The organism is Flavobacterium sp. N1719, from assembly GCF_025947045.1.
Lineage (GTDB): Bacteria > Bacteroidota > Bacteroidia > Flavobacteriales > Flavobacteriaceae > Flavobacterium > Flavobacterium stagni.
This window is the reverse complement of sequence record NZ_CP109993.1, coordinates 329,731-344,153: the sequence shown is the minus strand read 5'-3', so window position 1 is coordinate 344,153 and position 14,423 is coordinate 329,731. Positions and strand designations below refer to the sequence as shown.

Here is a 14,423-nt window from a genome sequence, read left to right as displayed (position 1 = left end):
TCATGTACGGGATATTTATCAATTCTATTAAAGATTATATCATCCAAAACTTCGGAATGGAAGTTTGGGAAAAAGTGTGCGAACATGTGGGTTTGGAAGAAGATTATTTTATCAATTCAGAATTTTATACTGATAATTTGTTAGAACGCATAATTGCCGCTTTTATTTATTTTCAAGAATGTGAAACAGAAGATTTATTTTATGAAATTGGGTATTGGTGGGCGTTGAAGTTTGTTCCAAAACTTTATCCCGGAAACATAAGCAATAAAGGTCATGATCATTTTAAAAAGTTTTTGATTGATTTCCCTTTGTTTATTAATCGTTTATCTTTAATTTATCCAAATATAAATTTGACAGAATTTCAATCGCGTCAACTCTCTGAAAATGAAATCCAATTTTCACATGCTCCCTACAAGTTAAAAAAACATACATTTACCAAAGGAATTTTGAAAGGTTTTGGGGATTTGTTTGAAGCTAAATTTGAATTAACTTTACTGCAAGTCGAAAGTGACCAAAGTTTGTATAACGAATACAAGATTACCTTCACGGCATGATGGATAAAGGATTTTGTTTTGATGAGCAATCGTTTACATCTTTATTTCCATTTTATTTTATTATGGATACGCAACAGCGTATCTTAAATTTTGGACCCAGTTTGAAAAAAATGATCCCTGAATTGGATATCAACGATTCATTTGACCGTTTTTTTCATTTTAAATCCCCCATTTTTTTAAAGAATGCTGCGGAAATTACTGTTGAAAAATTAGAAGATACCCTAATTGTACTCACGGTATTAAATCATAGCAAAACTTTTTTGCGTGGACAAATGATTTCCTATCATGACAATATCTTATTCATTGGCTCACCTTGGGTTTCTAGTATTGATGAGTTGGCAGAAAAGAAATTGGAAATGACCGATTTTGCCATACACGACACCAGTATCGATATGCTCAATATGTTGCGCAGTCTTGAAATCAGCAACAATGATTTGAAGTACATGGTACATGCGATTACATCACAAAAAAGAGAATTACAACGCGATAAAGAAGAAATTAAAAAACTTTCTTTGGTGGTTAGTACCAATGAAAATGGGGTGGTATTGACCGATTTAAACGGAGAAATTTTTTGGGTGAATGAAGCCTATATGTCCATGACTGGCTATCGAGAGGAATCCGTTATTGGGAATACCTTGTATCGACTAGGTGTATCAAAGTTTACGGATGAGACCATACTAGAGAAAATGATAGAGGCTTTCCGTAAAGCCGAGGTTTTTGATCACGAAGTGGTTCATAAACGAGCCGATGAGAGCTTTTTTTGGGCACGAATAAAAGGACATCCTGTTTTTGATAATTTGGGGAATTTCATCGAATACTACACGATGATTGAAGACATTACTCATGAAAAGGAAATGCAAGACCGACTTAAAGAATCGGAACAACGCCTGCGTTCCCTTATTTTAAACTTACATGATGGTATTCTCTTGGAAGATGAAAATCGGAAAATCCTTTTGGTCAATCAAAAATTCTGTTCCATGTTTGGAATTCCTGTGGCGCCCGAGTTGTTAATTGGATCGGATTGTACCAATTCCGCCGAAGAATCCAAAGAATATTTTAAAGACAACACTCATTTTATCAGCAGAATCGAACAAATTTTAACCGATAAGCAACCTGTATTACACGAAGTGTTGGAATTGGTGGACGGACGTGTTTTTTCACGCTCTTATATTCCTGTAGTGATTGATAATGTGCACAAAGGCCATTTGTGGACCTATGAGGATATTTCGCTTGAACGCCATTTTCAGGATAGTTTAAATAATGAAAAAGAGAAATACCGTCGCATTATTGAAAATATGAATATTGGGTTGTTAGAAGTAGATAATGACGACCGAATTTTAATGGCCAATCAAAGGTTCTGCACCATGAGTGGCTATACTCCTGAAGAACTCGAGGGTAAAAAAGGGGTGGATGTCTTTCTAAATGAAGAAACTAAACGATTGTTAACCGAAAAATCACAATTGCGTCGCAGTAAAATTTCTGATTCGTATGAATTAGAAGTCCGCGGCTCCGATGGTGAAGAACGGGTTTGGTTGGTCAGTGGTGGACCCAATTATGATCTTACCGGTTCGGTAATCGGTTCCATCGGATTGCATTTTGATATTACCGAAACCCGAAATCTAGAAATTCAACGCGAGCAATTATTGGAACGTTTAGAGCGTCAAAATCGCCAATTGAATGAATATGCGCAAATTGTTTCACACGACTTGAAATCGCCGCTTCGTAGTATTCACTCTTTAATTACATTTATTAAAGAAGATAATGATAAAGAATTTAACGAGCAAACAGCCAAATACTTTAATCTTATCCAAGAAAAAGTAGAGAAAATGGAGCTCTTAATTCAAGGAATCTTAGCCTATTCCAAAATTGATAGTCCTACTTCACGAAAGCAATTAATTGATTTGAACGATTTAGTCAAATCTATTGAATCCATTATATTTATTCCTTGTCATATTTCATTACAAATCAAGAGACCATTGCCTACTGTAAAAGAAGATCCTTTCCGAATGCAACAACTCTTTTTGAATTTGATTAGCAATGCCATTAATTATAATGACAAGTCGATTGGATTTGTAGAAATCGATGTGGAAGAAGAGCCTCAACGCTATATTTTTAGTGTTCGCGATAACGGCATCGGAATCTCAACGCGTAATCAATCCCGTATTTTTAAAATGTTTGAATCCATTAATGGTAATGAAAAATCAACCGGAATTGGTTTGAATATTGTCAAAAAAATATTGGAGAATATCGGAGAGGAAATCTGGCTCATCAGCGAAGAAGGTGTAGGCACTACGTTTTATTTTACCTTACAAAAATATGATAAACGAAACCCCAAATCTTGAGTATCTAGAACAGTTGGCTGCAGGTGATCCAAAAGTCAGACAAACTATCTTTGACGTTATGGCCAAAGAGTATTTTGCAGACTATCAGGAATATAAAGCGGCAATTGCGCAAAATGATGTCAAAAAAAGCATTACTTTTGTTCATCGCTTGAAACATAAAATTGGCTTTTTAGGCATGGAGTACTCTTACCAAATAGCTCATCGTTATGAAGAAGAATTGCGTCGAAATTCGAATCGATTTCAATCCGAATTTGAATCGGTTTTACTGAAAATTCAAGAATTTATTAATTCAACGCCAAGCCTATGAAATGTGTAATTGTTGATGACGAATTGTTAGCACGCGAGGTGTTATCGCATTTGGTTTTAAAAACGCCCGACTTGATTGTCACAGAGACTTTTTCCAATGCGATTGACGTGATGAAATACCTCAATTCCAATCCCGATGTGGATTTGATTTTTTTGGATATTCACATGCCCAATTTTTCTGGATTTGATTTTGTCCAAACCATTAAAAATCCGCCACTCATTATATTGGTAACCAATGATAAAAATTTAGCCTTGGAAGCCTTCAATTATGATTGTATTGTGGATTATTTGGTAAAACCAATTCTTCCTGAACGCTTTGAACGTGCCATGGAACGCGTCCGCATGAAATTGCATGTAGGCTACATTAAACCTGTAGATTCCAATGATCCCCAAGAAATTTATGTGAATATCGACAAACGGTTAATAAAGATTGATTTGAATGCGATTAACTATATCAAAGCCAATGGGGATTATGTGATAATCAAAACAGAACAGCAAAACTATATTGTGCATACTACATTGACCAAGTTGCAAGAAAAGTTGCCCAAAACCCAATTCTTAAAAACGCACCGTTCCTTTATCATTAATATTGCTAAAATCATTGATATCAAAGATTCTACCGTATTAATTGGGAAGGATGTTATACCAGTGAGCAAGAACAATCGTGCCGAATTAATTGAGCGATTGAATTTAATCTAAATCGTTTAAACGGAAGCAATAGATGTTCAGCATTTTGCTTCGTCGACACCGAATCCACTTTCGTCGACAGTTCCTTGTAGGTCTGTCGATTTTTTATTTTACAGCTCTTTTAGCATACTACATTTGGTACAGATTTCAACCCCAAGTTAAATCTACCCTATGGAAAAGTTAGAATATAAAAATAATTTCGGTTTACTCTTTGAGTCCCATTTCTGTGTTTTACAGTCCGGTTTGATGAAAGATTATTCTTATGACGGATTTCGTAAAATACGCTTGTTTAAAATCCGAAACTATCATTACAACTTGGTGTTGTTTTTAGTTTCCATTGGCATGACGATGCTTGGTTTTGGTTTACGTTCTTATGATCCGTCAATGGTGGTGTTGGGTATTGTTGTTGGTGCTGTTTTACTTTTTATGAGTTATCGTACCAAAAAATACCGATATCAATTGCAAATGGTGACTTTGAATTACGAACCGATCGTTGTTGAAGTGGCCGCAATTATCCACGAAGATGCGAAAACCATAGTACGAAAATTGAATCGAAAACTCAATCAAAAATCGACCTATTTACAGGCGGTATAACGATTATGGCAACAGCAAAATTAGCAGTGTATGATACCTCCAAAGGGTTTTCCTCTTTTGTGAAACATTACTTCTCAAAAAGAGTGGATATTGAGGTATGCACCAGCAAGAAGAAATTCAGCTTGGAGTGGTTTAAAAACTTTAAACATTGCTTTTTTGTAGTGAATGATATAGAAGATTTGTTCAATTTGATGAAAGTGGCCCAACTGCACAATGAGGTTGTTGCCGGTTCGCCGAGTCGAATTTTAGAAATGAAAATAAAAACAGTAAATGATCAAGACGTGAAAGTAATGGACTTTAGTCTTAACAAAAACGAATTGATGCTTTACATTGATAATTATTTGAAAAATAACCAATTATTGGAATAATATAAATCATGGTTGATTTTAGCAGATTGTTTTTTAGAGTGTGACAATCTGCACCAAAAAGCTAACCGGCACAACCATTAGGTTGCAGAAAGTTGTTAGGGTTCTATCTGTTGTCCGGTTAGTTTTTTTTGATTTGAATGATAAAGTCCCGGTAACGGGACTTTTTTTTATTCCAAAGCTTTCTTTTGTTTCGCGACAAAACCATCCGCTTGCAATTGGAGCAACTCCTTAGCGCCTTTGCGCTTGTATTGATAGAGCTCTTTATCCTCACGGATATCGGCATAAATTTTATCGTTAATCGCAGCATCCGTTTGTTTTTGCAGATTGCTTTGGTAACGGTTTTGTTCCAAGACTGTTTTTAACGCCATTTCTTGATCTTCGATTTTAAAATCGTATTCGCCTTTTGGAGACAATAATTTTGCAATTACAGGCGCCGTTTCAATCGCCAAAAACAACAGCATAATGAAAAATGAAGGTAAAAAAGGCAACTTTCCTAGAGCATTAATACGCGCCATGAGTCCGTCAAAACCATCAATAACGGGTTGCGTTTCACTCACTTTTTTATCCACATCGGCTTGTAAGGTTTTGGCACGCGATTCTTTTTCGGCTAGGGTAGTAGCGGTTGCTTTTTTTAACGAATCCAATTGCAAGGCGGCGCGATCGTAGGCCGCTCGTTTTTCTTTGTAAATCGGACCCTTGCCCATTTTCTTGGTGCCCGCCGTACCTTCCGCTTCGGTGATGTAGGATTGGTACAAGGCGGCGACTTCTTTCTCTTTGGTAGCAATCGAACCTTTCAAACTGTCCATCGCGGCCTTGTTTTGGTCCAAATCGGATTTGTAGAAATTGGCTACTTGTGTTTTGTTGGCGAGCGCCATCTCATTTTTCTCTTTTAAGATGACCGTATTAATTTCCTTTTCAAAAATTTTAATTTCCAACGGTTTTGAAATCACGATGGCAATGATTAACGCCAGCACAATTCGCGGCGAGGCTTGAATGAACTCGTCCAAAAAAGAATCTCTTTTTTTTAAGGTAGACACAATAAAGCGGTCCAGGTTGAAAATGAGTAAGCCCCAAACCAAGCCAAAAGTTGTGGCTGCATAATAGTTGTCAAAAACGGTGAACAGCGCATAACTCCCCGCGAGGAAAGCCATGAATGCCGTAAAAAATACCGTTGCACCAATTCCGGCATACTTGTTTTGTTCCCCGTTGGAACAGCCTGCAATAAGGTCTTTGTCCACTCCCGAACAAAGCAAGAAGAAGCGTTTTAACATGATGATTGATTTTTGATTGATGATGAGTATACAAAAGTAACGCCAAAAGTTGGGAACTGGTATGTTAATGCTGAATAAATTGAATTAGGTGTTTGAAATCCAGTGTTTTGTATTGTTGATTTTTGTGGTAATTAGGCAGCAGCAGTAACGGTAATTATCCAGTGCCTTCCCGTTATCCGTTGCAATCTGCTCCGCTTCGCTTCGCAGGATTTCCACTGCTACCGGGGCTGAGGTTGGAGTGCCAATTTTCTAATTACGTTCTTTCAAAATGCAGTTACCCGCCTTGTGCACATTCGCGTGAGGGATGGGAGTAAGGTGCCGCGCACCACGGACAGCCCGACCCCGTTCCCGATAAATGATTTGGAAGCTAAAACGTGATGAACGGGGGCACGCCCAAAAAAAAAGCTGCCTCTTTCGAAACAGCTTTGCTAATTATTTGCTTAATTCCACAAAGTACTTGTAGAACAACGGGATCGTTTCAATGCCTTTGAGGTAGTTGAAGATGCCATAATGTTCGTTGGGTGAGTGGATGGCATCGCTGTCCAATCCGAAGCCCATCAAGATGGTTTTGGATTTTAATTCTTTTTCAAACAAAGCCACAATAGGGATACTTCCGCCCGAGCGCACCGGGATTGCAGGAACACCAAAGGTTTCCGTATAGGCTTTGTTGGCGGCTTGATAGCCAATACTGTCGATCGGGGTCACATAACCTTGACCACCGTGGTGAGGCGTTACTTTTACTGTAACAGAAGGCGGTGCAATGCTTTCAAAGTGTTTGGCAAACAAATCAGTGATTTCTTCCCAGTCTTGATTGGGCACTAAACGCATCGAGATTTTGGCATAGGCTTTACTCGCGATTACGGTTTTGGCGCCTTCGCCGGTGTAGCCGCCCCAAATACCGTTGACATCCAATGTTGGGCGAATCGAATTGCGTTCGTTGGTGGAATAGCCGGCTTCGCCATAAACATCGGCAATGTCCAAGGCTTTTTTGTAGGCGTCTTCACTATACGGGCGTTTTGCCATTTCGGCACGCTCGGCTTGCGACAATTCCTCTACTTTATCGTAAAAACCAGGAATGGTGATGTGGTTGTTTTCATCGTGGAGCGAAGCGATCATTTTGGCTAAAATGTTGATCGGGTTGGCCACCGCACCTCCGTATAATCCGGAATGCAAGTCGCGATTGGGTCCGGTTACTTCCACTTCCACATAGCTCAAACCACGAAGTCCAGTCGTGATTGACGGTTGTTGGTTGGAAATCATTCCGGTATCAGAGATCAAAATCACGTCGTTGGCCAATTTGTCTTGGTTGCGTTCTACAAACCAACTTAGGGATTTAGAACCTACTTCCTCTTCGCCTTCGATCATGAATTTCACGTTACACGGCAAGGTGTTGGATTGAATCATGTATTCAAACGCTTTGACGTGCATGAACATTTGTCCTTTGTCGTCGCAAGCACCACGGGCAAAAATTGCACCTTCGGGGTGGATTTCGGTCGATTTAATCACGGGTTCGAACGGCGGGGAATCCCATAAATCAATTGGGTCGGGCGGTTGCACATCGTAGTGCCCGTAGACCAATACTGTAGGTAAGTTCGGGTCGATGATTTTTTCTCCGTAAACGATAGGGTAGCCAGGGGTTTCGCACAATTCGGCTACATCGCAACCGGCTTTGAGTAGACTATCTTTGACCGCATTGGCAGTATCGATGACATCTTGCGCGTAGGCGCTATCGGCACTCACCGAAGGAATTTTTAAGAGTTCGATGAGTTCTTGAATAAAACGTTCTTTGTTTTGTTGAACGTAGGGTTTAATATTGTCCATTGTTGAAATTAAATTGTCGTATTCAAATTTACTAAAAAAGACGGTTAAAAAAATTTGTTATTCATAATTCGTAATTCATATTTATCTTTATATTTGCACTCACAATTCGCGGGTGTGGCGAAATTGGTAGACGTGCCAGACTTAGGATCTGGTGCCGCAAGGCGTGTAGGTTCGAGTCCTATCACCCGCACAAAATCCAGACAGTAGTCTGGATTTTTTTTTGCGCGTAGGTTCTCCCGAAGTTTCGGGACTATCACCCGCACAAAGGTTCAAACAATTGTTTGGACCTTTTTTTATGAATTTTGGTTCGAAATTCAATTCAAAGGAGAATTATTTCACAATACTTCGAAATACTAATTCAAACAATACCATTGCTAGTTGAAAAGGATGAATTTCTCCATTCTGATGATTTCTAAGTATTAAATTTTTATATTGCGTTCAAAATCAAACAAAAACGAATGCTTTATGAAACAATGCTACGCCATCATTGCTTTCTTTTTATGCTTTAGTATAAAGGGGAATGCACAAATTCCGTTGAATCCACCCTCACCCTATTATCTCTGTGATATCAATAATGATGGGGTAGAGACTTTTGATTTGAATACAAAAAAGTACGAGATTTTAGGAAGTTTGTCGCCCAACGAACATACGGTTACTTTTCATTTAACGCAAGTGGATGCGACCAATGATGTTGGCGGGATTAATCCCATCTACACGAATACAGCATGGAATTTAACTTTGTTTGTACGTGTTGAAGAAATTGCAAATCCTTCAAATTATGGAGTAACTACGTTGGTATTAGGTTTGAATCAGTTACCATCTGCATCCACGTTTACATTAACGGTGTGTACCAATACACCTGGAGCTTCTTCCTGTATAGATTTGACTTCTATAAACAATCAAGTGACGGGTGGGAATCCCATTTTGTTAGTTCAGTATTTCCCTACTTTAGCCGATGCAGAAGCGAATACCAATCAAATTTTAAATCCTACTTGTTACCAAAGTTTAGCAGCTACACCCACTTTATCTCCGGTATATTACAGTGTCATGAATGTTGATACAAGCTGCAGATCTGTTGGTATTATTGAGTTGGTAAGTGTTTTTTGCAGTACTTGTACAGCGTCCACAGCATCGGTATTGAGTACATCCCAAGAGAGTGCTCAAATTGTCATGATGTCTAGCAATCCGAACGAACCGTTGTACGGTTGGGAAGTCGTGGTGCAACCTGCTGGGGGTCCACCACCATCGCAAGGCACAATCTATCTAGCGCCCAATTCTGTGATTAATTTGACCGGATTGCAATGTGCTACCGATTATGAATTTTTTGTACGTACAATTTGTGAATTAAGTCCTTATAATGCTAGTAATTGGAGCAGCGTGTATTCCTTTACGACAACAGCTTGTGGCCCACAATATGGACAACCCTTGTCTTTTCAAGCCTGTGTGGACGGGACGAATTTAGCGTGTTTTGATTTGACCTTAAATAATGCACCTATTATTGGAACCCATGATCCAAGTCAGCACACTATTACTTATCATGCCAGTGCCAGTGAAGCAGAAGCTGGCGTTAATCCAATTGACACCAATCATTGTGTAGGCGTTGGGTCGTCTTCTGTGTATGTACGCGTATTGAGAAATGACGGAAGTTTCTTTACGTCGGTTGTTTTCTTTTTCGTGCAATCGTATACGTATGATACCACGCCGCATGTTGAATATTCTGAATGTGATGTGGATAATAATGGGATTGTCGTTTTCAACTTAACCAATTTAGCGTCGCAAATTTCTTCAAACAATACATTAGAATATTACACGAGTGCTACTAACGCGGAATTGCAACAAAATCCAATCAGTACGCCTTCAAGTTATTCGGTAAATGTACAAGGGACTTCGCTCCCGATTTTTGTTCGCGAAGTCATTCCGAATGCCTGTGATAAGATCCATAGTTTCAGCATTCGCACCTTTGGAAATTGTAATCCGGCATCGACTTGTCAAGGTGCCAATTCGTTGTGTGGTAATTTAGGAATTCCGTTTCAAAATACAGTCAATGTAAATTCAGCGGGAAGTGCAGGTTGTCTGAATACTACTCCCAATCCTACATGGTTTTATATGCCGATTAGTCAGTCGGGGGTATTGAATTTAAGAATTGAACAAAATCAAGATGTCAATTTTGCAAGCACACAATTGGATGTGGATTATGCGATTTATGGTCCATTTGATGATCCTATTTCGGCTTGTGCATTAACTACCCCAAGTAATATTGTGAATTGTAGCTATTCAGCTTCACCTATAGAATATCCTACATTCAATGCCATTGGTGGGAAATACTATTTAGTAATGGTCACTAATTTTAGTAATCAAGCAGGATTTATCCGTATCATTAACATGGGTAGTCAAGCGGTGATTGATTGCAGTGGGATGCAGTTTCAAGCCTTCTTGGATAGTAATGCCAACGGAACCATGGATGTGGGAGAATCTCCATTTCCGTTGGGTGAGTTTTCGTATGAGCGAAACAATGATGGGGTAGTTCATCATTATTCTAATCCGTATGGAAATCTTTCTCTTTATGATTTAAATATGGCCAATACATACGATGTTGGGTTTACCATTCAGCCCAATTATGCTGCGCAGTATGCCGTAAATCCGGCCATGATGTCCAACTTATCAATTACCCCTGGAAGCGGTGTTCAAACCTATTATTTCCCAGTAACTGTAGTGCAATCCTATAACGATTTAGCGGTTTCGATTGTGTCTTTGGGTTCGCCCCGACCTGGATTTATGTACACCCAACGTGTGATTTATTCCAATTTGGGTAACCAAACTATAAGTTCGGGTTCCATTAATTATACCAAAGATGCATTGGTAACCTTAATCAATACGCCCAATGGCGCAACGCCAACAGCCAATGGGTTTAGTTATGGATTTACCAATTTAGCACCGTTTGAAACCCGTCATTTTGAGGTTACGGCACAAGTACCTGCTGTTCCTGTGGTTAATGCGGATGATGTGTTGGTTTCTTCAGCGTCAATATTACCTGTTTCTGGTGATGTCGTGCCTCAGAACAACGATTTTACATTACATGATTTGGTGATTAATTCGTATGACCCTAATGATAAAATGGAAGCCCACGGACGGGAGATTGTTCAATCGCAATTTACGGCAGACGATTACTTGTACTACACGATTCGTTTTGAAAATACAGGAACCGCGAGTGCAGTGAACATTCGGGTGGAAGATGTTTTAGAGGCGCAATTGGATGAAACTACCGTTACTATGGTGGCTTCGAGTCATGATTATTCCTTAGATCGCGTGGGTTCTACCTTAACTTGGCGTTTCCCTTCTATCAATTTGCCGGTTTCTGTAGCGAATACTGCCATTGGAAAAGGCTTTGTTACCTTTAAAGTCAAACCAAGAGCAGGTTATGAAGTGGGTGATAGTATTTTAAATACGGCGTATATTTATTTTGATTTTAATCCGGCGATTATTACCAATACGTTTGAAACAATTTTTGTAGCACCATTAGCCACTCCTGAAAATAGTCTGCAAAATGTAGTAATGTATCCGAATCCAACTTCAGGCATGCTTACCATTGATTTCGGTTCAACGCAAATGAGTGGAGTACAAGTTGAAGTTCGATCACTATTAGGTGCCAAAGTGTTTGAACAAAAATTAACGGGAGGCGTTCAAGAACAAGTGGATGTGTCGGGATTAGAAAACGGCGTTTATCTCGTTACTGTTTTCACTACTGAACAACAAAAAATACGCTACAAATTGATTAAAAAATAATAATAAGGGCTGTCTCAAAAAGGCAGCCTTTTTTTCGTCTACAGTTAACAACACTTTGTCAAACTGTTAAGAACTTCTCTGAGCTAGTTTTATTTAATAGGTAAGGTTGGTTATTTTTGTATCCTCTCCGGATTGATGATATGAAAAAGAGAACCGTTATGATAGCATTAATTGTCGCATTTATTGGGATTGTCCTAGTTACTGGGGCTTTGTTTTATTTGTATAGTTCGAATGAAGTAGCCAAAACCAAACAAGAAACGGGAGAGCTAAAAGTAGACCGTGCCAATCGTGAAATTGATGATATCAAAGGTGAAATCGAAGACACTAAAGTGCAGTTGGTCGAAACGGAAACGAAACTGGAAGAGGCAAAGCCGAATTTAGAAGCGCAAATTGCCTCGGACAATATTCCTATTGTTGAAATTACGGATATTGATTTGGGTGAAACTAAAGAAGTGAATGAAGCTCGTAAAAAAGGAGAGCGACTAACCTACATTCATCAATTAAAATTTAATTTGGTGAATACGGGGAAATTTTCTTTGAAAGATGTTATTTTTTCGATTAAGGATATATATACCGAGAATGGCGGTCGTAAAAAGAAAGCCAAAGATTATAATTATATGGGGCGTACCTTCAGTACAGAGGATGTGGGCGCCTATCAAAATGTAGAAATCCCAACCCTAAATTTGAAATCTAAAAAACAAGTTTATGTGTGTAATTTACCTTCTAGTTTTGGCGTTGGAGACTATTATTTTGATATTATTTTAGAATGGAATGGCGGTTTTTACCAAATGCATGTGGATATAGAAGAGTTGCAAGGGAAATTAAAATACCGTTACCAATTTTATGATATTGATGGAAAAGCCATTGATTTTAAAAAGGTAGAAGACAAAATGAATAAATAAAAAAAAGCCCCATTTTACGGGGCTTTTGTGTTATTTCGAAGTTGCAATCCAATCGTTGACTTTTTGTTCCAAAAGTGCCAATGGCATGACACCCGATTCCAATACAATTTGGTGGAACTTTTTAATGTCAAAGGATTTTCCTAATTCTTTCTGGGCTTTATCGCGTAGCTCTCGAATTTTTAATTGCCCAATTTTATAGGATAACGCTTGACCCGGAATGGCCATATAACGTTCAATTTCAGCAACAATACTGGCTTCACTTTCGGCTTCATTTTCTAAAGAGAATTGGATTGCTTTTTCACGAGTCCAACCTTTCGTGTGAATACCCGTGTCTACCACTAATCGAATGGCGCGGTGCATTTCGTTGCTCAACATTCCAAAATATTGAAAAGGGTCTTTGTACAAGCCGAGTTCAGTTCCTAAACTTTCTGTGTACAGTGCCCAACCTTCGCCGTAGGCGCCAAACCAATTGAATTTGCGAAAATCGGGTAAGTCCTTATTTTCTTGTTGTAACGAAATTTGGAAATGGTGACCAGGAATCGCTTCATGTAAAAACAAATCTTCGTCGCCATAATAATTGTAATGGGTTACATCAGGAATTGGAACATAGAAGGTTCCTGGACGTGAGCCGTCAGCTGCACCTTGCACATATTCGGCACTGGCTGTTTTCTCACGAAACGCTTCAGTACGCTTGATGCGGAAAGGTGTTTTAGGTTGTAAGGCAAACAGTTTATCCACATTAGGTTTGATGGTAGCGTGAATTTTTTCAAAGTTGGCAATCACTTCATCCGGTGATTTGAAAGGCATCAATTCTTTTTTGTTGCGAACGAAATCAAAAAATTCGATGATGCTTCCTTTAAAGCCCACTTGATTTTTTACTTTTTCCATTTCCGCTTTGATGCGGGCTACTTCTTTCAAACCGAGTTCGTGAATTTCGGCCGGACTTTTTGTTGTAGTCGTCCATTGTTTTGCCAATGAAGCATACCATTCGTTTCCGCCGGTTAAACTACCAATACCACTTGTTTGACGCGATTTTGGGAGGTATTCATTTTTCAAAAAAGCCACCATACGCTGAAAAGAGGGTACAAGTTTCTCTTGAATTGCTTTTTTGTAATCGGCGGTTAATTTGTCACGTGTAGCTTGGTCAATAGTAGAGGGAAATTTGGTAACAGCGGTGTAATACAAATGTTTTTCGGGTTGTGTGACCATTTCCTCAAATTGAGGGATAAGTTTTTCGGTTAGTGCTTTGGGTAACACATAGTTTTTCGCAATTCCTTTTTTCATGTAGACTTGGGCAGAATCCATCCAAACTGCAAATTTGTCCATACGAGTCAGGAAGTTGCGATAGTCTTTTTCAGTTTTAAAAGGTTGTGCCCCTTCCGCTCCAGCAAATTGCCCCATGGTTAAGTGAGTTCCAGAAAACTGATTTAATGGAATCAAATTGCTGGGATGTTGCAACATTTCTTGTCCGACACTAACTTCCCATTTTATTATGTCATAACTGATTTTTTCCTCGGGGGAAAGCGTTTCATAGTCAACATCGCGAAGTGACTTTTCCGTTTTTTCAAAAAATACTTGTTGAACTTTGCGATAACTGTCAGTCATTTCAAATTGCAATTGATCATTGAATTGGGATTGACCGTTGACGGTTGCCTCTAATGGATTTAATTGATTTTTACCGTCAAAATAGTCTTTGGTGATTTGTGTAAAATCAACGGAAGATTTTTCGGACTTACAACCGATTAATAGCGTGATAAGTCCGGCACCAATTGCCAAGAATTGTATTTTTTTCATC

General features: G+C 38.8%; 11 protein-coding genes and 1 tRNA gene. 9 read left to right on the top strand and 3 right to left on the bottom strand.

Annotated elements, in window-relative coordinates; translation table 11 throughout:
• The first annotated feature begins 2 nt into the window (after positions 1-2).
• The 6 genes from OLM45_RS01240 to OLM45_RS01215 all read left to right on the top strand — a co-directional run bounded on the left by OLM45_RS01240 (position 3) and on the right by OLM45_RS01215 (position 4,851).
• Positions 3-554 carry a heme NO-binding domain-containing protein gene (locus OLM45_RS01240; RefSeq protein ID WP_264511290.1) on the top strand — a complete coding sequence of 184 codons (552 nt, stop codon included), beginning with the start codon at positions 3-5 and terminating at the stop codon, positions 552-554.
• Entirely contained in the window at positions 551-2,896 is a 2,346-nt protein-coding gene (locus OLM45_RS01235; protein WP_264511288.1) for a PAS domain S-box protein, read from the top strand. The genes OLM45_RS01240 and OLM45_RS01235 overlap by 4 nt, the downstream gene beginning before the upstream one ends.
• Positions 2,871-3,203, top strand: a complete 333-nt coding sequence (locus tag OLM45_RS01230) for an Hpt domain-containing protein (protein ID WP_264511286.1) — start codon at positions 2,871-2,873, stop codon at positions 3,201-3,203. The genes OLM45_RS01235 and OLM45_RS01230 overlap by 26 nt, the downstream gene beginning before the upstream one ends.
• On the top strand, positions 3,200-3,901 hold the full coding sequence (locus OLM45_RS01225; RefSeq protein ID WP_264511284.1) for a LytR/AlgR family response regulator transcription factor: 702 nt from the start codon (positions 3,200-3,202) through the stop codon (positions 3,899-3,901). The genes OLM45_RS01230 and OLM45_RS01225 overlap by 4 nt, the downstream gene beginning before the upstream one ends.
• Before the next feature lie 159 nt (positions 3,902-4,060).
• On the top strand, positions 4,061-4,483 hold the full coding sequence (locus tag OLM45_RS01220) for a hypothetical protein (protein ID WP_264511283.1): 423 nt from the start codon (positions 4,061-4,063) through the stop codon (positions 4,481-4,483).
• Between the two features lie 5 nt (positions 4,484-4,488).
• Positions 4,489-4,851 carry a hypothetical protein gene (locus OLM45_RS01215; RefSeq protein ID WP_264511281.1) on the top strand — a complete coding sequence of 121 codons (363 nt, stop codon included), beginning with the start codon at positions 4,489-4,491 and terminating at the stop codon, positions 4,849-4,851.
• Between the two features lie 167 nt (positions 4,852-5,018).
• Here OLM45_RS01215 and OLM45_RS01210 read toward each other — a convergent pair whose 3' ends face one another.
• A complete protein-coding gene (locus OLM45_RS01210) occupies positions 5,019-6,122 on the bottom strand; it encodes a DUF4407 domain-containing protein (RefSeq protein WP_264511279.1) in 1,104 nt (367 codons plus the stop codon).
• A gap of 432 nt (positions 6,123-6,554) precedes the next feature.
• The gene (locus OLM45_RS01205) at positions 6,555-7,943 is read right to left on the bottom strand and encodes a dipeptidase (RefSeq protein WP_264511278.1); all 1,389 of its coding nucleotides are present in this window, start codon (positions 7,941-7,943) and stop codon (positions 6,555-6,557) included.
• A 108-nt stretch (positions 7,944-8,051) separates the two neighbouring features.
• On the opposite strand from OLM45_RS01205, the gene OLM45_RS01200 reads away from it, so the two are divergent.
• From OLM45_RS01200 to OLM45_RS01190, 3 genes are all read left to right on the top strand, one after another.
• Positions 8,052-8,133, top strand: a tRNA-Leu gene (locus OLM45_RS01200).
• 275 nt (positions 8,134-8,408) lie between these two features.
• Complete coding sequence (locus OLM45_RS01195) at positions 8,409-11,726, top strand: T9SS type A sorting domain-containing protein (RefSeq protein ID WP_264511276.1); 3,318 nt, start codon at positions 8,409-8,411, stop codon at positions 11,724-11,726.
• A gap of 158 nt (positions 11,727-11,884) precedes the next feature.
• Positions 11,885-12,628 (top strand): hypothetical protein, encoded by a 744-nt coding sequence (locus OLM45_RS01190; protein ID WP_264511275.1) that lies wholly within the window; start codon positions 11,885-11,887, stop codon positions 12,626-12,628.
• 30 nt (positions 12,629-12,658) lie between these two features.
• Here OLM45_RS01190 and OLM45_RS01185 read toward each other — a convergent pair whose 3' ends face one another.
• Positions 12,659-14,422 (bottom strand): DUF885 domain-containing protein, encoded by a 1,764-nt coding sequence (locus tag OLM45_RS01185; protein WP_264511273.1) that lies wholly within the window; start codon positions 14,420-14,422, stop codon positions 12,659-12,661.
• Position 14,423 lies beyond the last annotated feature (1 nt).